Origin of the sequence: Phreatobacter sp., assembly GCF_030691135.1 — a bacterium.
In the GTDB taxonomy this organism is placed as follows: Bacteria; Pseudomonadota; Alphaproteobacteria; order Rhizobiales; family Phreatobacteraceae; genus Phreatobacter.
In genome coordinates this window covers 1-19,191 of record NZ_JAUYFA010000026.1, presented here as the reverse complement: position 1 = coordinate 19,191, position 19,191 = coordinate 1, and the positions used below count along the sequence as shown (strand labels likewise).

Here is a 19,191-nt window from a genome sequence, read left to right as displayed (position 1 = left end):
AATCCGTCGGACCGCCGCGTCGTCCACATCATGCAGTAACGGCAACTGCCGTTCCGCCTCGCAGCGCCCGGCCTCGTGCCGGGCGCTGTCGTCTGATCACTCGACCTTCCAGGGGAACGTCCAGGTTTCGGTCAGGGCGCGGTTGCCGATGCGCAGGAAGGCGCGCAGGTCTGCCGTCTGCCCCGCTTCGCCGACGACGTCGATGCCGGCACGGAAGCCGCGCGTCTGCGGGTTGGGAACGAGGAAGGTCCGGGTGATCCGCGCATTGGTGGCGGAAGGCACCACCTGCACCGAGTCGGGCTGGCTGGTGTGGTATTCGAGGTCGCCACCGGCGAAGTCGACGATGAAGCGTGTCGCATTGGCGGGCGCCTGCTCGCCCGAGCCGAGCGCGACGGGTCTCGTCCGGAAGGTGTTGAGGGCGAAGCCGCCGGGATGCAGCCTGGCCTCGTTCATGGTCGACACCAGCCGGTAGGCGAAGGTCAGGGTCTGCCCCGCTTCGACCGCCCGGTTCGGCACCCAATAGGCGACGATATTGTCGTTGGTCTCGTCGGTGGTGGGAATCTCGACGAGCTCGACGCGTCCTTCGGTGAAACCCTCGCGCGGTTCGACCCAGTAGCTCGGCCGCAATTCGTAGTTCAGATCGAGGTCCTGGTAGTGCTCGAAGGTGCGGTCGCGCTGCATCAGGCCGAAACCACGCACCTGCCGGTCGACGAATTGCGAGACCTCGACCTGGCGCGGATTGCGCAGCGGCCGCCAGATCCATTCGCCCGTATCGGAATGGATCAGCACACCGTCGGAATCGTGCAGTTCCGGACGGAAGTCGTCGAAGCTGCGGCGATCATTCTCGGCGTAGAAGAACATCGATGTGAGAGGCGCGACCCCGAGTTTCGCGATGGGCCGGCGCGGAAAAAGCGTGCAGCGGACATCGAGCACGGTCTCCTGCGCCGGGAAGACGGTGAAGCGGAAGGCCCCGGTGAGGCTTTCGCCGTCGAGAAGTGTGTAGATGTGGCAGGACTGGGCATCGGCGGTGGGCGTTTCGACCCAGAACTCGCGGAAGATCGGGAACTCCTCCTGGCCCGGCCCGGCGGTGTTGACGGCAATTCCGCGGGCCGAGAGGCCGTACTTCTGGCCACGTCCGAGGAACCGGAAATAGCTGGCGCCGAGGAACGAGATCAACTCGTCGTGGACGCGCGGATCGTTGAGCGGGTGATGGATGCGGAAGCCGGCGAAGCCGAGATCGACGGGCAGCGGCCGTTCGAACCGGTTGCGGCCGTAGTCGAACAGGGCGGCTGCATAGGGGACCGGGGTGGCGATGCCATCGCGGATGATATTGACCACTACGGGCGTGCGATAGATGAAGCCGAGGTGGAACATCTGCATGCGGAAGGGGCCGCCGCCCTGCGCCAGCAAGGAGCGCTCGGGCCTGAACCGGAGATCGCGGTACTGGTCGAAGTTCATGTTGGCCAGCGCTGCCGGCAGGTCCGGGCGCGGGGCTTCATAGGGAAGGGCGGCGAGGTCGCGGGCGCGGCGCTCGACCTCCTCGAAACCGAAGCGGGCCTGCGGCTGCGGCGTCGCGGCCTGCGGCGGCGTGGCCGGCGGCTGCTGGGCGGCCGCCAGGGACGGCCATGAAACGCCGGCGGCGGCGATGAGTTTCAGTGCGTCACGGCGGGCGAAGGTCGGCAGTCGCATGAAGCCTCTGAATCCCTGAACAGGCACTGCCGCGCGGCAGCATCGCGGACATGCGGCCTTCGCGCGCGCGCCGTCAAGTGGCGCCCCTTGCGACCAGAAGTCCGGTGCATCGCTGTCCTCCACGCGGCCGGCTTGCCGCCGCCGCGCCACCTTGCCAGTGTGCCCCCGATCACGGGAGAAGCGCGAATGGCGCCGAGAGACATTCTGGACATGAGCGGCCGCGTGGCACTGGTCACCGGAGCCGGGACCGGTCTCGGTGCCCGCTTCTGCATGGCGCTGGCCGAGCACGGCGCCGCCGTGGTCGCCGTCGCCCGCCGGGCCGACAAGGTCGAGGGCGTCGCCGAGGCGATCCGCCGGGACGGCGGCCGGGCGATCGCCGTCGCCGGGGACGTGACCGACACGGGTTCTATCGGGACAGCCTTCGACGCCGCCGAGAAGGCCTTCGGCACGGTCGATGCCGTCGTCGCCAATGCCGGCATCGCCGTGCCCGGCCGTGCGTCCGATATCTCCGACGAGGACTGGCGCCGCACCATGGCGACCAACCTCGACGGCGTGTTCTACACCGCCCGCGAGGCGGCGCAGCGGCTGCTCAAGGCCGGCAAGCACGGCGCCATCGTCAACATCGCCTCGATCCTCGGCTACGGGGTCGGCAAGGGCAACGCGTCCTATGCGGTCTCCAAGGCCGCGGTCATCCAGATGACGCAGGCGCTGGCGCTGGAATGGGCCTTCAAGGGCATCCGCGTGAACGCCATCGCGCCGGGCTATGTCGTGACCGACATCAACCGCGACTATCTGACCTCGGGCAAGGGCGCCGAGATGACCAAGGAGATCCCGGTCGGCCGGTTCGGCCGCGAGCAGGATCTCGACGGCGCGCTGCTGCTGCTGTTGTCGGAGGCCGGCGCCTTCATGACCGGCACGACCATCACGGTCGATGGCGGCCAGCGCATCGGCCTGCGCGGCTCCTGACGCGCATCATCCTGGGGGAGAGACGCCATGATCATCGACGAGCGCACCTATACGACGCATCCCGGCAAGGTGAAGGCCTTCCTCGAGGTCTACGAGCGCCTGGCGAAGCCCATCCAGTGGCCGCTCCTCGGCGATCCCGTCGGCTTCTTCGTCACCGAGATCGGCACGCTCAACCAGGTCGTGCACCTTTGGAAATACGACAGCATGGCCGACCGCGAGCAGCGGCGCGCCAAGCTGGCGGTCGCACCCAACTGGGGCGACTATCTCGACGCCGCGACCCCGCTCCTCCTGCGGATGGAGAACCGCATCCTGGTTCCCACCGCCTTCTCTCCGATGAAGTGAAGCAAGACCCATGACCAAACCCATGAACGGGGCCGAGAGCCTCGTGCGCACCCTCGTTGCCGGTGATGTGACGGTGGCCTTCACCAATCCCGGCACGTCGGAGATGCATTTCGTCGCCGCCCTCGACCGCGTCGACGGCATGCGCTGCGTGCTCTGCCTGCACGAGACGGTGACGACCGGGGCGGCCGACGGTTATTGGCGCATGACGGGCAAGCCGGCCTCGACACTGCTGCACCTCGGCCCCGGTCTCGGCAATGCGCTGGCCAACCTGCACAACCTGAAGCGGGCGCGCTCCGGCGTCGTCAACATCGTCGGCGAGCATGCCACCTATCACCGCGTGTTCGACGCGCCGCTGACCTCCGACATCGAGGGCATTGCCGGGACGATGTCCCACTGGGTCAAGACCTCGATGTCGTCGAAGGACGTCGCCGCCGACGGCGCCGAGGCGATCCATGTGGCGATGCAGGCGCCAGGCCAGATCGCCACGCTGATCCTGCCAGCAGACACCGCCTGGACCGAGGGCACCGGCCCGGCCAAGACCGCTCCCGTCGCCGCGCCTGCCAAGGTGTCGGAGGATGCGGTCGAGGCGGCGGCCCGCGCCATCGAGGCCGGCGGCCGGCCGCTCATCGTCATGGGCACCTGGGCGGTGCGCGAGAAGCCGATGGTCCATGCCGCGAAGATCGTCGCCAAGACCGGGGCGCAGATCCGCGCCGAGGGCTCGAACGGACGCATCGAGCGCGGCGTCGGCCGCATGCCGCTGGAGCGCGTGCCCTATCCGGTGGATGTGGCGCTGGCCGCGACCAAGGGCGTGACCCACCTCATCCTCGTCGGCGCCAAGGCGCCCGTCGCCTTCTTCGCCTATCCGAACAAGCCCTCCATCCTCTACCCGCCGGAGGCGGAAGTGGTGACGCTGGCCACGCCCGGCGAGGATGCCGAGGATGCGCTCTCCCGTCTCGCCGAGCGCCTCGGCGCCGACAAGGCCGTGCCGGTCCTCAACACGCCGAAGCGGCCGGACCTGCCGACGGGCGCGCTCAACCAGGATTCGATCGCGGCGATCATCGGCCACTACCTGCCGGACAACGCCATTGTCACCGACGAATCGGTCACCACGGGGCGCAACTTCTTCAAGGACACCCATGGCGCCGCGCCGCACGACTGGCTGTCGCTGACCGGCGGCGCCATCGGCGAGGGCCTGCCGCTCGCCGTCGGGGCGGCGGTGGCTTGCCCGGACCGCAAGGTCATCGCGCTGCAGGCGGACGGCTCGGGCATGTACTCGCTGCAGGCGCTGTGGACGATGGCGCGCGAACGTCTCGACGTCACGGTCTGCATCTGGGCCAACCGCACCTATGCGATCCTGAAGGGCGAACTGGCCAATGTCGGCGCCGAAAATCCCGGCCGAAAGGCCCATGACATGCTGTCGCTGGGTGATCCGAACCTCGATTGGGTGAAGCTCGCCGGCGGCATGGGCGTGGAAGCGACCCGCGTCGAGACGGCCGAGGCTTTCGCCGACGCCTTCTCCGCCGCCAACCGGCGCAAGGGACCCTTCCTGATCGAGGTCGTGCTCTGAGCGGCTCGCCTGCCGGGGCTGTCTCGTCCATGATGCCGGCGTGACCGAACCGCCCGCCTCCTCATCCTTCGCCACCCGTTTCCTCCGCCTTGCGGGGGATGCGGGCTGGCGCGTGGCGCTGCACGCCTTGCCCTATGCGGTGGCCTGCGGCGTCATCACCGAGGGCATGCTGCGGCTGCGCCTCGCGGTGCCCTGGAAGCTGCCGCTCGTCGCCCTGACCCTGACGAGCCTCTATCTTGCCGTCCTTCTGGGGACCCATGTCTCGACGCTGCGGCTCGCCGGCCGCAGCGGTCTCGCTCTCGCGCCGACCCGCCATGTCCTTGGCACCACGGCGCGGATCAGCGCCGAAAGCGCCGTCACCTTCCTGGTCGGTCTGCTGGCGGCGCTCGCCCTCGTCGGGGCGCTGGATATCGGGATCGCCGTGCTGGCACCGGCCGGCGGCGTCCGCTGGCCGGCGACGCTGTTGCAGGCCATCGCCACGCTGGCGGCGCTCTCCGCGCTGATCGTCATCCTGACCGCCGGAACGGCCCTCGCGGCCGCGACCCTCGGACGGGCGGGGAGCTTCGCCGCCGCCGCGCACCAACTCTTCCGCCGGTCCGAGCGCACCACGGCCGTCGTCTGCGTGGCGATTTTCGCCGGCACCGTGGTGGCGATCGCCGCGACGCGGCTGCTGGGTATGGCAGATCTCGGTCCGCCGATCATCGCGGCGGCGCTCGCCAAGGCGGCGGGATTCCTCGCCCTGACCATCCCGCTGTCGGTGGGCGCGGCGGTGATCGCGGCCGAGGCCTGAACCGGCCCCACAAAGGCGGCCCCCAAAGAGAAGGGCCACGCGCCGGTGTGGCGGTGGCCCTGATTGTCGTCACGCCCTGAGGCGGCAGGTCAGCTGTCGTGACCGTCCTTGCGACGCAGGCGCACGACGACGTCGACGCGCGCCACCTCATAGCCGGCCGGCGCCTGGGGCAGCTTGTCCACAGCCACATGCGGGCCGGGAATGTCGAAGACCGTGGTTTCGCCTTCGACGATGAAGTGGTGGTGGTCCGACAGGTTGGTGTCGAAATAGGCCTTGGACCCGTCCACGGCGATCTCTCTCAGGAGGCCGGCCTCGGTGAACTGGTGCAGCGTGTTGTAGACGGTGGCCAGCGAGACGGGCACGCGCGCCTTGGTCGCTTCGTCGTAGAGCATTTCGGCGGTGACGTGCCGATCGCCCTTGGCGAACAGGATCCAGCCGAGTGCCATGCGCTGGCGGGTCGGGCGCAGGCCCACCTCGCGCAGCATCGTGCGTACGTCGTGGATCGGGCAGCCCGTCTTCTGCAGCAGGCTGACCCGGTCATGCGCCGAGAGCTTGCCGTCTGTCGAGGGAGCACCATCCTGATAGGTCAGGTCGATGAGGGTCCGGATCGTCATGAGGCCATACTAGAAACAATGCGGTCGATCTGCAAGACGCCCACCTGCGGCCGGTCGGCGCTGCTGCGATCGTCTGGCTCTATCACGTCAGGGTCTTCGTGGCGACACCGGCACCCGGGACGGCCAAGGGCGATCGGCCTTTTGCCCCTCCGGAACCCCTGTGTTAGAGAGCAGCCCGATCGAGGCCGGGTCACCGGCCGGCAAGAGGCGGATCCTGCAGGCAATGACCGAGCGCAAGTCGAGTTTCACCTATGAAGAGCTTCTGGCCTGCGGCCGGGGCGAAATGTTCGGTCCCGGCAATGCCCAACTGCCTCTGCCCCCCATGCTCATGTTCGACCGCATCACCTCGATCGCCGAGGACGGCGGCGCGAACAACAAGGGTCACGTCCTGGCCGAATTCGACATAAAGCCGGACCTCTGGTTCTTCCCCTGCCATTTCAAGGGTGATCCGGTGATGCCGGGCTGCCTCGGCCTCGACGCGCTGTGGCAGCTCACCGGCTTTCATCTCGGCTGGCTCGGCCTGCCCGGTCGGGGCCGCGCGCTCGGCGTCGGCGAGGTGAAGTTCTCCGAACAGGTCCTGCCCACCACGAAGAAGGTGGTCTACGGCGTCGATTTCAAGCGCATCTTCAAATCGAAGCTGGTGCTCGGCATCGCCGACGGGTGGTTGGAGGCCGACGGCAAGCGCATATATGAGGTCAAGGACATGCGGGTCGGGCTCTTCGGCCCTGCCGCCTGATCGCCTGCCCCGACCAGACCTTCAAGGGCTGCCCTGCCGGCCCGCAACGAAAAAGAGGCCTCCATGCGCCGCGTCGTCGTCACCGGAATGGGCATCGTGTCGTCCATCGGCAACAACACCAACGAGGTCCTGGCGTCCCTGCGCGAGGCCAAGAGTGGAATCGCGCTCGACCCCTCCTTCGTCGAGCATGGTTTCCGGTCGCAGATCTCCGGCGCGCCGACGCTCGATCCGGCGACCATTCTGGACCGTCGCGCCATGCGCTTCCATGGCGGCGGCACCGGCTGGAACCACGTCGCCATGGACCAGGCGATTCTCGATGCCGGTCTGGAGGCCGACGACATCTCCAATGTGCGCACCGGCATCGTCATGGGATCGGGCGGTCCGTCCACCCGCGCCCTGATCGACGCCTATGAGAAGGCCAAGGAGAGCGGTAATTCCAAGCGCGTCGGCCCCTTCGCGGTGCCGAAGGGGATGTCATCCACGGCATCGGCGACGCTCGCCACCTGGTTCAAGATCAAGGGCGTCAACTATTCGATCTCGTCGGCCTGCGCGACCTCGAATCACTGCATCGGCAATGCCTACGAGCTCATCCAGTGGGGCAAGCAGGACATGGTCTTCGCCGGCGGCTGCGAGGAACTGGACTGGACGCTGTCGGTGCTTTTCGACGCCATGGGCGCCATGTCGTCGAAGTACAACGACCGGCCCTCGACCGCCTCGCGCGCCTATGACGCCAACCGCGACGGCTTCGTCATCGCTGGTGGCGCCGGGGTGGTGGTGCTGGAGGAGTACGAGCACGCCAAGGCCCGCGGCGCGAAGATCTATGCCGAGATCGCCGGCTATGGCGCGACGTCGGACGGCTATGACATGGTTGCTCCCTCGGGCGAGGGCGCGGTGCGCTGCATGAACATGGCGCTGGCCGGTGTCGGTCCGAAGGTCGACTACATCAACCCGCACGGCACCTCGACGCCGGTCGGCGACCTCAAGGAGATCGAGGCGATCCGCGAGGTCTTCGGTGGCGCCGACAAGAGCCCGCCGATCTCGGCGACCAAGTCGCTGACCGGCCATTCCCTCGGCGCCACGGGGGTCCAGGAGGCGATCTATTCGCTGCTGATGATGAACAACGGCTTCATCTGCGAGAGCGCCCATATCGAGGAAATCGACCCGGCTGTCGCCGACATGAACATCGTGCGCAAGCGCGTCGACAATGCCAAGCTGGGCTGCGTCCTGTCGAATTCCTTCGGATTCGGCGGCACCAATGCCACGATCGTGCTGAAACATGTTGATGCGTGAGTCGCGTCGGCACGACGCGGTCGTGTCACCGGCCCGTCGCAGGATCATGGCAATCGCTCGGGGACCGTCACCTCGCAGTGAACGCCGATGTGGACAGACCGGTTTGCGCATCCCCAGCTGCAGCTCGTCGCTCGCAGTCCGCAATCTGACCATGAAGCGAGGAGGTCGCGCGTGACCGCATTGATGAAGGGCCGCCGCGGCCTGATCATGGGAGTGGCGAACGACCATTCCATCGCCTGGGGCATCGCGCGGATGCTCGCCGCCCACGGCGCCGAACTCGCCTTCACCTACCAGGGCGAGGCGCTGGGAAAGCGCGTCAGGCCTCTCGCGGAAAGCCTCGGGACGCCGCTGGTCATTCCCTGCGACGTCGAGGATATCGCCACGGTCGATGCGACCTTCGCCAGGATCGCGGAGGCCTGGGGCGGGCTCGACTTCGTCGTCCATGCCATCGGCTTTTCCGACAAGAACGAGCTCAAGGGCCGCTATGCCGACACGACGCGCGAGAATTTCTCGCGCACCATGGTGATCTCCTGCTTCTCCTTCACCGAGATCGCCCGCCGTGCCGCAGCTCTCATGCAGCCCGGCGGCACCATGCTGACCCTGACCTATGGCGGCTCGACGCGGGTCATGCCGAACTACAACGTCATGGGCGTCGCCAAGGCCGGGCTCGAGGCCTCGGTGCGCTATCTCGCTGCCGACTTCGGTCCGCTCGGGATCCGCGTCAACGCGCTGTCGCCCGGACCAGTGCGGACCCTGGCCGGTGCCGGGATCGCCGACGCACGGTTGATGTTCAACTTCCAGAAGCGCCATGCGCCGCTGCGCAAGACCGTGTCGCTCGACGACATCGGGGGATCGGCGCTCTATCTGCTCTCGGATCTGTCCGGCGGCGTGACCGGTGAGATCCACCATGTCGATTCCGGCTACAACATCATCTCCATGCCGCGGCCGGAGGCGTTGAAGACGCTGGATGCCGCCGAACAGGCGGTGGAGGATGCGGCCGGACGCCGTGCCGGCGAAGCCGCCGAATAGGCCTCGCCACCGTCCGTTTGATCCGTTCGGGCCCGTCGCGAAAAAAAATCGCGGCGGGCCCGAACCTTTTTCCGCGCTGGCGCCACCCATGGATATCAGGGGCGCAACGAGCCCCGGCCAACCTCAAGGGGACCTGCCATGAACCGCTTCAAGACCTTCGCCATCGCCGCCCTCGCCGTCGCCACCATGTCGGTCGGCGTTGCTTCCCAGGCCGAAGCCGGCCCGTTCCATCGCCGCCACATCGGCTGGGGCGTCGGCGCCCTCGCCACCGGCCTGATCGTCGGCGGCGCCATCGCCGCCAGCCGCTCCAACGCCTACGCTTCCGACTGCTACCTGACCCGCCGCTGGGTCGACGGCCCCTACGGCCCGGAGCGCCGCACCATCCGCGTCTGCGAGTGATCGCAGGCCCCAAGTCTGCGGGGCTCTCCTCCAGGCCTCGTCAGATGAAAGCCCCGGCCATGCACCGGGGCTTTCGTGCGTCCGGGCGTCAGCGGGGAACGGCGAAGAGGTCCTCGTGGCCGACATGGCAGGTGACGCCGGCCCGGCGCGCGGCGAGCCAGCCGGCGATGGTGGCCGCGTCGACACGGCCGGTCTCGCGGACGGCGCCGGCGAAGCCCGTTACCAGCTCAAGCGCGAGGGCGGCGAAGTCCGGGCCGAGTTGCCAGGGACTGGGGGCGCGGGTAACGGCATAGCCGGCGGACGCGAAGGCGCTCGCCATCAGCGCCGCGGCCTGTGGGCCCGCCGCCGGTCCGAAGCCCTTGTCCGAGCCCTGATGGGCGTGGAAGGCCGCCAGCATGGCCGCATCGGCGGGATGGGGCGGATCCCAGTGCTCGGTGCCGTCATAGGTGAGCACCGTGTAGAGGGGCAGGCGGCGCCGGGCGAGGACCGCGACGAAGCCGTCGATCCAGGCGGGAGAGACGAGGTCGAAGAGGGCGGCGGCGGTGACGAGGTCGGCATCGGCCGGCAGGACCTGGTCGAGGTCGCCGGTGAGGTCGGCCTGGTGAAAGGTGACAGTGAGCTCCCGGCCCTCCTTGCGCAGCACAAGACGGTCGCCGTCCTCGGCGGCCGTATCGGCCCAGGCCGCAAGGCGCTGGCGCGCCGCGGCGAGCAAGGCGGGATCATAGTCGACCAGGCGCCAGGCCTGGATGCCGGGCAGGGCGGCGAAGGTGCCGCGCAGATTCGAGCCTGCGCCGCTGCCGAGATCGACGACGCTGATGCGCTCCCTGCCGGCGAAGTGCTGGCGGAGCGCGTCCAGAAGCGAAACCGAGCGGGCGGCGTGGTCGGCCGGTTCGCGCAAGGCGAGCCATGCTGGGGAAAAGCTCATGGGGAAGATCCTTCCTGCGCTGCGGGATGGGTCGGGCCGCCGCCGACCCGAGCCAGCACACCGGCGACGATGCGGGCGGTATCGTCCCAGCCCGGCAGGGACTGGCCGGCCGCGAAGGCCTTGTCGGCGAAGCTGGAGCGCAGCCTCGGATTGCCGATGAGGCGCGACAAGCCGGCAGCGAGCGCTGCCGCATCGCCCGGCGGGACCTTGATGGCGGCGCCTTCGGGAACGGTTTCGGCCGCGGCGCCACCGGTCGTGGTGACGATGGGAAGGCCGCGGGCCATGGCCTCGCCGAGCACCATGCCGTAGCCCTCGTAGCGGGAGGGCATGACGAAGAGGTCGGCGCCGTCATAGAGCCGGTCGAGCTCGTGGTCACTGACCGCCCCGGCCAGGGTGATCCGCTGGTCCAGGCCGTGGCGGGTGATGGCTTCGCCGAGGGCCGCGTGGATGTCGGGGCTGCGCTCGGTGGCGCCGGCGATCACCATGCGCCAGTTCTCGCCGCCGAGCATCGCCAGTGCCTCGACCAGGATATCGTAGCCCTTGCGGGCCGACAGCGCCCCGACGGCGAGGAGGACGGGCCTGGATGCGCCCGAGCCGCCGGCGCGCGGCACGGGATCGGTGCCCGGCTCGGCGACGGTAATGCGGTCGGCCGGAACGTCGTAGTCATCGGCGAGGATGCGGCCTGTCGAGCGGCTGGTGACGATCACCCGCTGGGCATGGGCGAGGGCGGCTCTCTCGCTGGCGCGGAACCGGTCCGCCGTCTCGGGCGGAATGCCGCTCTCCAGCGCGAGCGGGTGGTGGACCAGCGCGACGATGGGGCTCTTGATCGACAGGCAGATGCTCTCGGGCAGGGCGCCATAGGCGAGGCCGTCGATCAGCAGCACGTCGTCGGAGGGCAGCGATACGAGGGCGCCCGCCGCCCGCAGGAGATCGTCGGCGGCAGGGTAGGGATAGGCGCCGGGAAGCGCCAGATGGGTCAGTGCGACGCCGGCTGCACCGGCCCGCGCCAGGACCTCGCGGTCATAGCGATAGCCGCCGGTCGGGGTGGAGATATCCCCGGGAATGGCGAAGACCGCCCGCGTCATGAGGACCTCCCGCCGCCTGGCACGGTCGTTCAGACGGAACCCGGGAGCGCCGCCTCGAAGGTGGCGCGGGCGAGGTCGTGTTCGTGCAGGGTGACGCGGATCTTGGCGAGGCCGGAGGCGTCGGCGCCGAGCGCGCCGGAGGCTGCCGCCTCCGCCATGCGGTCGAAGACATATTTGCAGAGGAATTCGGTGGTGGTGAGCTTGCCGGCGAACTCGGGCAGGGTGTCGAGGTCCTGGTAGGCGAGCCGCTTCAGCGTCTTGCCGAGCACGTCGAGAGCCGCGCCGATATCGACCACGACGTTCTGCGGCGTCAGGGTATCGCGGAAAAAGGCGACGTCGATGACGAAGCTCGCGCCGTGCTTGCCCTGGGCCGGTCCGAAGAACGGATCGGGCAGGGAATGGGCGATCATGATGCGGTCACGGACTTCGACGGAATACATGAGCTCTCCAGATTAGTAAGTGACGGCGGTCATGAGGCCATGCGCGCCGGGCTCGAGGATGCGGGGCAGGGCGGCGGGCAGATCTTCGAAGGCTACATCCCCGGTGATCAACTGGTCGAGGCGGTCATCAGCGAGGAGGCCGAGGGCCTTTTCGAGGCGTCTCGGATACGACCAGCGCGGGCGTCTGGATGTGGCGACCATGCCGACCTGCGACGAGATCAGCTTCAGGCGCTTCGAATGAAAGCCTGCGCCGAGCGGGACGGCCGGGTCCTGGTCGCCGAACCATGAGAGTTCGACGACGGTCGCCTCGTCGCCGCAGCAGGCGAGGGCGCAGGCGAGGCCCGCGCCCGTGGCCGAGGCGTGAAAGGCGACGTCGCAGTCGGCCGGGCCGTCCAGCGGCTTCTGGAACTTCACGCCGAAGAGCTTGGCGAAGTCGCGGCGCGAGGGTTCGAGATCGACCAACGTCACCTCGGCACCGGGAATCTGCGCCACGATGAAGGTGACGAGCAGGCCGAGCACGCCGCCGCCGACTACGACGATGCGGTCGCCCGGGCCGACGCCCGAATCCCACACCGCGTTGAGCGCCGTCTCCATATTGGCGGCGAGGATGGCGCGGCGAGCCGGCACGTTCGCCGGCACCGGCACCACCGAGAGCCTGTCGGTGGGGGCGAGGAACCGCGTCTGGTGCGGCGCCAGGGTGAAGACGGTGCGGCCGACAAGGTGCTCGGGGCCGGCTTCGACCTCGCCCACCGCGCAGTAGCCGTACTTCACCGGAAAGGGGAACTCGCCCTCCTGCAGCGGGCAGCGCATGCGCTCGCGCTCGGGGGCTGCGACAAGGCCGTTGAAGACGAGCCTTTCCGTGCCACGGCTGACACCGCTATAGAGCATGCGGATCTCGGCGTCGGCCGGTCCGCGTTCATCCAGTGTTGTGTCGCGCAGGTCTACCTTTCTGCGCGAGACGTACCAGAGGGCTCGGGCGGTCGCCGCCATGCTGCTTCTCCCGTTTCGCCGCCCTGTCGGGCGACGGAGGCTTGTCGATGAATGATCTTTCGCCGTTTCCGGCAACGACCGGCGGCACCGCCCCGGAACAGGGCTCTACGACGCCGACGGGTGTCCAGTCCACGGCAGAATTGCGCCGGCGGCGCTGGATCGTTGTGGCGCTGAACGTCGTCACCTGGTTCCTGCTCAATTCCGCCGCCTGGTCGGTCCTGGGAACCGGGGGCTGGACGATCGTCGATATCGTCCTGGCGCTGGCCTTCGCCATTGCCACGCCCTGGACGGTCCTCGGGTTCTGGAACGCGCTGCTCGGCCTCTGGCTGCTGCACCGCGACGACAACGCGATGGCCGAGGTGGCGCCCTTCGCGGTGGCGGTGGACCTGCCGACGCCGCTCACCATTCGCACCGCCGTCTTCATGACGCTGCGCAACGAGGATCCGGAGCGGGCCATCGGCCGTCTCGCCATCGTCAAGGACAGTATCGACGCGACGGGCGAGGGCAGCCAGTTCGACTATTTCATTCTCTCGGACACGAACCGTCCCGATACCGCGGAACGCGAGGAAAAGGCGGCTGCCGCCTTCGCCGAGGCGGCGGGCCAGGGCCGTGTCATCTATCGCCGGCGCACCGACAATGCCGGCTTCAAGGCCGGCAACGTGCGCGAGTTTCTCGACCGCTGGGGTTCGCGCTACGAACTCATGCTGCCGCTCGACGCCGACAGCCTGATGGCGGGCGCCACCATCGTCAAACATGTGCGGATGATGCAGGCCCATCCGAAGCTGGGCATCCTGCAGAGCCTCGTCGTCGGCATGCCGTCGTCCTCGGCCTTCGCCCGCATCTTCCAGTTCGGCATGCGCCAGGGCATGCGCGCCTATACGATGGGCCAGGCCTGGTGGGTGGGCGATTGCGGACCCTTCTGGGGTCACAACGCGCTGGTGCGCATCCGCCCCTTCATGGAGGACTGCCATCTGCCGCTGCTCTCCGGCGATCCGCCGCTCGGCGGGCACATCCTCTCCCACGACCAGGTCGAGGCGACTTTCATGCGCCGCGCCGGTTATGAGGTCCGCGTGCTGCCGGTGGAGGAGGGCTCCTGGGAAGAGAACCCGCCGACCATCCTCGAATTCTCGCGCCGTGACGTCCGCTGGTGCCAGGGCAACATGCAGTATGTGAAGCTCCTCGATCAACCGGGCCTGAAGCCGATCAGCCGGTTCCAGCTCGTCTGGGCGATCCTGATGTTCGTCGGCGTGCCGGCCTGGACGCTGATGATCACGCTGTCGCCCTTCCTCGCCTGGCACGGGCCGAGCCGCGAGGCCTTCCCCGTCGCTTTCGCGGCCACCGTCTATGTCCTGTTCTTCCTGATGTACCTGATGCCGAAGATCGCCGGCTTCGCCGACATCCTGATCAGCGCCGGCGGCACCGCGCGCTATGGCGGCAGGCTGCGATTCCTCGTGGCGGCGGCGACCGAACTCGTCTTCTCCTTCCTGCTCGGCGCCCTCACCTCGTTCCGCATTACGGTGTTCATGATCGGCCTCGCCTTCGGCAAGTCGGTGGTCTGGGGCGGCCAGCAGCGCGACGCCATGGCGCTCACCTGGCGTGAGGCATGGGACGCGTTCTGGCCGCAGATGGCCTTCGGCTGGGTGATCTTCGGCCTGCTCTGGGCCGCCTCCCCGGCCGCGGCGCTGTGGTCCCTGCCGCTGACGGCGGGCTTCCTCATCGCCGTCCCCTTCGCCGTTGTCACGGCGTCGCCGCGCCTCGGCCGGCTCTTCGTCGCTACCCGCTTCTGCGGCATTCCCGAGGAGTTCGCCATGCCGGACGAAATCGCCCGGGCGCGCTCGTCATGATTGGGCTCGACCTGCGCATCGCCGAAATGGTCGCCGTGGCGAAGTCGGTGGTCACCTATCACGGGGACGCCGGCAAGAACGCCGCCATGGACGCGCTCTACCGTCGCTTCGTGCCTCCGGGAGGCCTCGCCTTCGACATCGGCAGCCATGTCGGTGATCGGGTCGCGAGCTTCCGGCGCCTCGGGGCGCGCGTGGTGGCGCTGGAGCCGCAGCCCGGTCCCGCCGGGGTGATCGCCCAGCTCTTCGCCGGCGACGAGGCCGTGACGCTCCTGCGGGCGGCTTGCGGTGCGCAGGCGGGCGAACTGGTGCTGAAGGTCAACACCGCCAACCCGACGGTGACGACGGCCTCCCAGGCCTTCGTCGCCTCCGCCGCGGGTGCAGGCGGCTGGGAGGACCAGGTCTGGGACCGCGAGATCACCGTGCCCTGCCTGACCCTCGACGGTCTGATCGCCGAACACGGCGTGCCGGATTTCGCCAAGGTCGATGTCGAGGGTTTCGAGGCCGATGTGCTCGCCGGACTCACGCGGCCCTTGCCGGCACTCTCCTTCGAGTTCACGACGATCCAGCGCGAGGTCGCCTTCGCCTGCCTCGACCGGCTCGCGGCGCTCGGCCCCTATGGCTTCGACGTGGCGCTCGGCGAGAGCCAGAGCCTCACCTTCGGCCGTTTCGTCGACTGTGCGACGATGACGGCCCATCTCACCGGGCTTCCCCATGCCGCCAATTCCGGCGATGTCTATGCGGTTCTCGCAAAGGACTGATCGATGCGTCTCGCCCTTGCCGCAGCCGCGCTCCTCCTGAGTGCCGCCGCCCATGCCGCCTCCCTCGACGGCCTGCCGGTCGAGATCACCAATGCGTCCGAACCGGTGCTCTGCGCCGAGAAGGACAATGTCACGCTCAACCTGACCGGCCCCGATGTGCGCGCCTTCCGGATCGAGGCGGCGCATCCGGCCTATATCGGTTCGCTGGCGGTCGACCGTTTTGCCCCCGACTGGACCGCCTGCCCGATGAAGGCAGAGGCGCTGGCCCAGCCGATGCCGCAGCGCATCACGCTCTACGAGACGGTGGAATGGCAGGTGATCGGCTATCGGGAGCAGAACTTCTGGCGTCCCTCCGACACGACGATCAAGATCGGCGACCGGGTCGAGCGCAACATCCATCTCCTGCAGATCTGGTACCGGTTCCGCGACCGCGCCGAGGAGGTGCTCGTCCTCTATCCGACCGACGGATACTGGCGCGCCCGGCCGCTGCCGCCATCCAATCTCCGGTGGACCGCCTATGGCTCCTCCTTCCTCATCGGCCCGGTGGTGGTGGAGGGCCGCCCCATCGTGAAGATCAGCCAGGTGGCTTTCGACCCGGCGACCAAGACCTTCACGCTGACCTATCCGGACGGCAACAGCGCGACCGTGCGGCTCTCGACCCTCAACCAGGAACTGATCGGCCTCGACGTGGCCTTCGCCCGCCCCATTGCCGGCGGGCCCTTCGCGGCGCTGCGCTCGATGTACATCACCGAGTTCAACGCCGACGTCGCCCGGGTCGCGGTGCGCGAGAAGGATGCGCCGGGCTGGCGGGAGGAGCCGATCATGCCGTTCCGCCGGGCGCTGGCCACCGACCTGTGGGCCGGTCGCCTCGTCGCCTCGCGCCACAACACCTCGGCCCCCGACATGGTGTTCAACGCCTTCCGCGCCGCGCCGCCGCAACTCGCCGCTCCTGCGATCGACAAGTGACGGGAGAGCCTCGGCCTCCGGGCATCCTGAGCGAGATCCTGCGACGGATCGTGTTGACCGGGCTTCTGTCCGGCGGCCTCGGCCTCGCGCTCTATGGCGGGTTCGCCATCGCGTCGGGCAGTCCCGCCGCGCCGTTCATCCTGGCCATCGTCCTGTCCCTGCCGCTCGCCGCGCTCTGCCTCTGGCAGGTGGCGGAGGGCTGGCGTTCCGGCGCCCTCATTCTCTGGCGCGGCGCGGTCCGGCGCGACGAGCAGCCGGCCTCCTACCGGTTCGGCATGGGTGTCTACGCTCTCTGTGCGCTGGCGCTCCTGGGCCTGATCGCGTGGAACGGCTGGCGCCTCGTCCAGGTGGGAACTGCGTAGGGGCAACCGCCGCGCTCACCGGGCGTTCAGCATTGCTGATTTAAGTCTTCGCTTCCTGGTCGTCCTCTTCGAGGTTTTCCTAAATGGTTCGTCGCATCCGCAAGGCTGTGTTTCCTGTCGCCGGGCTCGGCACGCGCTTTCTACCCGCCACCAAGGCGATCCCGAAGGAGATGCTCACCGTCGTCGACCGACCGGTGATCCAGCATGTGGTGGACGAGGCCCGCGAGGCCGGGATCGAACATTTCGTTTTCGTGACCGGCCGCAACAAGCAGGTGATCGAGGACCATTTCGACAAGGCCTACGAGCTCGATTCGACGCTCGCCTCGCGCGGCAAGACCGCGGCGCTGGAGGAGTTGAAGCGCGACCTGCCGGCGGCGGGGGCCACCTCGTTCACCCGTCAGCAGGAGCCGCTCGGCCTCGGCCACGCGGTGTGGTGCGCCCGCGACATCGTCGGCGACGAGCCCTTCGCGCTCCTTCTGCCGGACATGCTCCATCTCGCCAGGTCCGGCGCCAAGGGTTGCATCGCGGCGATGATCGAGGCCTACAACGCCACTGGCGGGAACTATGTCGCCGGCTACGAGGTGCCCGACAGCGAGACGCACCAGTACGGCATCATCGGCAAGGGCAAGCCCGCTGCCGGCGGCGGCTACGAGATCGCCGAAATGGTGGAGAAGCCGCCCAAGGGCACGGCGCCGTCCAATGTCGCGATCTCCGGCCGCTACATCCTGCAGCCGGACATTTTCCGCATCCTGGAGACCCAGGAGCGTGGCGCCGGTGGCGAGATCCAGCTGACCGACGGCATGCTCAAGCTGAAGAACCAGCAGCCCTTCTTCGGCTTCACCTTCGACGGCGAGATCCACGACACCGGCACCAAGCTCGGCTTCCTCACCGCCAACCTCGCCTATGCCCTGCGCCGCGACGACCTCGCCGGGCCGCTGCGGGCCGAGATCGCGCGCCTCAAGGGCTGAGGGCCGCCCCTGCCGATCGCTCCCCGGCGTCGCTCATCCCTCGCGGCGCGCCTCAGCGCTGAAGCCGCAGCCCGAACAGGACCACGTTGGCCGAGTAGCTCTGGCCCGCCTCGTTCGACTGCAGGGTCTCGCGGCGCAACTCGCCGCGGATCTGCAGATTGCGCGAGGCCCGGTAGATGAGCCCGACCGAGGCGATCATCCGCTGGTCGACGCGCGGCGTGCCGCGATAGGTATCCTGGCCAAAGGCGATCCGCGCCGTGCCGGCGAGCCAGCGGCGGAAGGCATGTTCCAGTTCCAGCGACGCGTCGCGCCGTTCGATGCCGGAAGCGCCGGTGGTGAAGCTCTCGTCGATGGTCGATCTGGCGGTCAGGCGCAGCGTCGTCAGCGCCGTGGCGGTCCAGACCAGAGAGGCGTCGAAGACCGGGACGGCGACGTCGCCGAAGGTCGGCTCGAGATTGTCGCGCAGGAGGTAGCCGGCCGAAATCTCGCCCGTCAGCAACCGCGTCAGCTCGAAGGTCGTGCCGACGCGATAGGTCATCGCGGTCGACCCCTGCAACGTCCCGCCGGAAGAAACCAGGCGATCGAAGCGGCGGCGGTCGATGGCCGCCTCGACAAAAGGCCGAAGGCCGGGGGTGAGCTCGTAGGAGGCGCGCAGGCGGGCTCCTACCGCGCTGTAGTTGCGGTCGCCCTGCGGCAGCACGCCGCCCGCATTGGTGACGGCGTCGTCGTACGTGTAGCGGTCGACCGTGCCGCGCAGGCTGAGCTGCAGCCGGCCGATATCCTGCACCACACCGGCGGTCGCCCCATATTGATGGATCAGCGGCAGGTTGCGCAGCCCGTCCGGCGCCGAGGGCAGGTTCGACGAGCCCGGGGAATTGGTATTGAGGAGATAGCGCGCCTCGCCTTCCAGGCGCGTGTCGCGGGTGACGTCCAGGCGCCCCGTGACCACGCCGTTGAGTTCCGGCCGGTTGACGCCGGGGTCCGAGGCATAGGCCGCATAGGTGCCGCGCAGGCGGGCCGTCAACTCGTGGCGGGACCAGTCGGACCGTGCCTGGACCTCGCCATAGGACTGGGTGAACAGCGAGCCGGAGCCGCCTGAGGGCAGGCGGCGCGGATTGGAATCATATCCGAGCGTCGCGTCCAGTGTCGGCGTGACGACGAAGCTGCCGAGGCGGATGCCCGTCGGCGCAAAGGGATCGGCCTCGGCCTGGGGGCGGCGGTCGAAGGAAATGACCTCGCCGGTCCGGGGGTCGATGACGGTGTTGCGGCCGAGCGGATTGGCGTTCGGCAGCACCCGGCCGGAGGGCAGCTGGCTGCGCTCGGTGACGATGGGCACATCGACCGGCCGGCGCGGCTGGACGGGCGGTGTGACGCCGCGCAGCCCGCGGTCGAGGGCGCGGGAATCCTCGCGGCTGGGTGCCAGCGTGCTCT

At 68.7% G+C, this 19,191-nt stretch carries 20 protein-coding genes; 13 read left to right on the top strand and 7 right to left on the bottom strand.

Features of this window, described 5'->3' with window-relative positions:
* Positions 1–96: 96 nt before the first annotated feature.
* Positions 97–1,689, bottom strand: a complete 1,593-nt coding sequence (locus Q8O26_RS03860) for a glucan biosynthesis protein (RefSeq protein WP_305573657.1) — start codon at positions 1,687–1,689, stop codon at positions 97–99.
* Positions 1,690–1,875: 186 nt separating this feature from the next.
* Between Q8O26_RS03860 and Q8O26_RS03855 the strand changes: the two genes are divergently transcribed.
* Genes Q8O26_RS03855 through Q8O26_RS03840 form a run of 4 tightly spaced genes read left to right on the top strand, consistent with a single transcriptional unit; the run spans position 1,876 to position 5,354 of the window.
* Entirely contained in the window at positions 1,876–2,655 is a 780-nt protein-coding gene (locus Q8O26_RS03855) for an SDR family NAD(P)-dependent oxidoreductase (protein ID WP_305573656.1), read from the top strand.
* 27 nt (positions 2,656–2,682) lie between these two features.
* A complete protein-coding gene (locus tag Q8O26_RS03850; protein ID WP_305573654.1) occupies positions 2,683–2,997 on the top strand; it encodes an NIPSNAP family protein in 315 nt (104 codons plus the stop codon).
* A 22-nt stretch (positions 2,998–3,019) separates the two neighbouring features.
* The gene (locus Q8O26_RS03845; protein ID WP_305573659.1) at positions 3,020–4,564 is read left to right on the top strand and encodes an acetolactate synthase large subunit; all 1,545 of its coding nucleotides are present in this window, start codon (positions 3,020–3,022) and stop codon (positions 4,562–4,564) included.
* A 40-nt stretch (positions 4,565–4,604) separates the two neighbouring features.
* The gene (locus Q8O26_RS03840; protein ID WP_305573652.1) at positions 4,605–5,354 is read left to right on the top strand and encodes a hypothetical protein; all 750 of its coding nucleotides are present in this window, start codon (positions 4,605–4,607) and stop codon (positions 5,352–5,354) included.
* 89 nt (positions 5,355–5,443) lie between these two features.
* On the opposite strand, the gene irrA is transcribed toward Q8O26_RS03840, so the two are convergent.
* Entirely contained in the window at positions 5,444–5,968 is a 525-nt protein-coding gene (irrA, locus tag Q8O26_RS03835) for an iron response transcriptional regulator IrrA (RefSeq protein WP_305573650.1), read from the bottom strand.
* Between the two features lie 223 nt (positions 5,969–6,191).
* Here irrA and fabA point away from each other — a divergent pair, with 223 nt between their 5' ends.
* From fabA to Q8O26_RS03815, 4 genes are all read left to right on the top strand, one after another.
* Positions 6,192–6,704 carry a 3-hydroxyacyl-[acyl-carrier-protein] dehydratase FabA gene (fabA, locus tag Q8O26_RS03830; RefSeq protein WP_305573648.1) on the top strand — a complete coding sequence of 171 codons (513 nt, stop codon included), beginning with the start codon at positions 6,192–6,194 and terminating at the stop codon, positions 6,702–6,704.
* A 63-nt stretch (positions 6,705–6,767) separates the two neighbouring features.
* A complete protein-coding gene (fabB, locus tag Q8O26_RS03825) occupies positions 6,768–7,994 on the top strand; it encodes a beta-ketoacyl-ACP synthase I (RefSeq protein WP_305573646.1) in 1,227 nt (408 codons plus the stop codon).
* A 171-nt stretch (positions 7,995–8,165) separates the two neighbouring features.
* A complete protein-coding gene (fabI, locus tag Q8O26_RS03820) occupies positions 8,166–9,023 on the top strand; it encodes an enoyl-ACP reductase FabI (protein WP_305573644.1) in 858 nt (285 codons plus the stop codon).
* A gap of 138 nt (positions 9,024–9,161) precedes the next feature.
* Entirely contained in the window at positions 9,162–9,422 is a 261-nt protein-coding gene (locus Q8O26_RS03815; protein ID WP_305573643.1) for a hypothetical protein, read from the top strand.
* A gap of 88 nt (positions 9,423–9,510) precedes the next feature.
* Here Q8O26_RS03815 and Q8O26_RS03810 read toward each other — a convergent pair whose 3' ends face one another.
* From Q8O26_RS03810 to Q8O26_RS03795, 4 genes are read right to left on the bottom strand one after another with little or no spacing between them, the layout of a single operon-like run.
* Positions 9,511–10,347 (bottom strand): SAM-dependent methyltransferase, encoded by an 837-nt coding sequence (locus Q8O26_RS03810; RefSeq protein WP_305573641.1) that lies wholly within the window; start codon positions 10,345–10,347, stop codon positions 9,511–9,513.
* Positions 10,344–11,432, bottom strand: a complete 1,089-nt coding sequence (locus Q8O26_RS03805; protein WP_305573639.1) for a glycosyltransferase family 4 protein — start codon at positions 11,430–11,432, stop codon at positions 10,344–10,346. The genes Q8O26_RS03810 and Q8O26_RS03805 overlap by 4 nt, the downstream gene beginning before the upstream one ends.
* A gap of 29 nt (positions 11,433–11,461) precedes the next feature.
* The gene (locus Q8O26_RS03800) at positions 11,462–11,872 is read right to left on the bottom strand and encodes a 6-carboxytetrahydropterin synthase (protein ID WP_305573637.1); all 411 of its coding nucleotides are present in this window, start codon (positions 11,870–11,872) and stop codon (positions 11,462–11,464) included.
* A gap of 12 nt (positions 11,873–11,884) precedes the next feature.
* Positions 11,885–12,862 (bottom strand): zinc-binding alcohol dehydrogenase, encoded by a 978-nt coding sequence (locus tag Q8O26_RS03795; protein ID WP_305573635.1) that lies wholly within the window; start codon positions 12,860–12,862, stop codon positions 11,885–11,887.
* A gap of 47 nt (positions 12,863–12,909) precedes the next feature.
* On the opposite strand from Q8O26_RS03795, the gene mdoH reads away from it, so the two are divergent.
* From mdoH to Q8O26_RS03770, 5 genes are all read left to right on the top strand, one after another.
* Entirely contained in the window at positions 12,910–14,706 is a 1,797-nt protein-coding gene (mdoH, locus tag Q8O26_RS03790; RefSeq protein ID WP_305573634.1) for a glucans biosynthesis glucosyltransferase MdoH, read from the top strand.
* On the top strand, positions 14,703–15,464 hold the full coding sequence (locus Q8O26_RS03785) for an FkbM family methyltransferase (RefSeq protein ID WP_305573632.1): 762 nt from the start codon (positions 14,703–14,705) through the stop codon (positions 15,462–15,464). The genes mdoH and Q8O26_RS03785 overlap by 4 nt, the downstream gene beginning before the upstream one ends.
* Before the next feature lie 3 nt (positions 15,465–15,467).
* The gene (locus Q8O26_RS03780; RefSeq protein WP_305573630.1) at positions 15,468–16,430 is read left to right on the top strand and encodes a hypothetical protein; all 963 of its coding nucleotides are present in this window, start codon (positions 15,468–15,470) and stop codon (positions 16,428–16,430) included.
* A 53-nt stretch (positions 16,431–16,483) separates the two neighbouring features.
* Complete coding sequence (locus Q8O26_RS03775) at positions 16,484–16,792, top strand: hypothetical protein (protein WP_305573628.1); 309 nt, start codon at positions 16,484–16,486, stop codon at positions 16,790–16,792.
* Positions 16,793–16,875: 83 nt separating this feature from the next.
* A complete protein-coding gene (locus Q8O26_RS03770) occupies positions 16,876–17,760 on the top strand; it encodes a UTP--glucose-1-phosphate uridylyltransferase (RefSeq protein WP_305573626.1) in 885 nt (294 codons plus the stop codon).
* Between the two features lie 52 nt (positions 17,761–17,812).
* Here Q8O26_RS03770 and Q8O26_RS03765 read toward each other — a convergent pair.
* Positions 17,813–19,191, bottom strand: a 1,379-nt coding sequence (locus Q8O26_RS03765) for an outer membrane beta-barrel protein (protein ID WP_305573624.1), incomplete at its 5' end; no start/stop codon positions are given.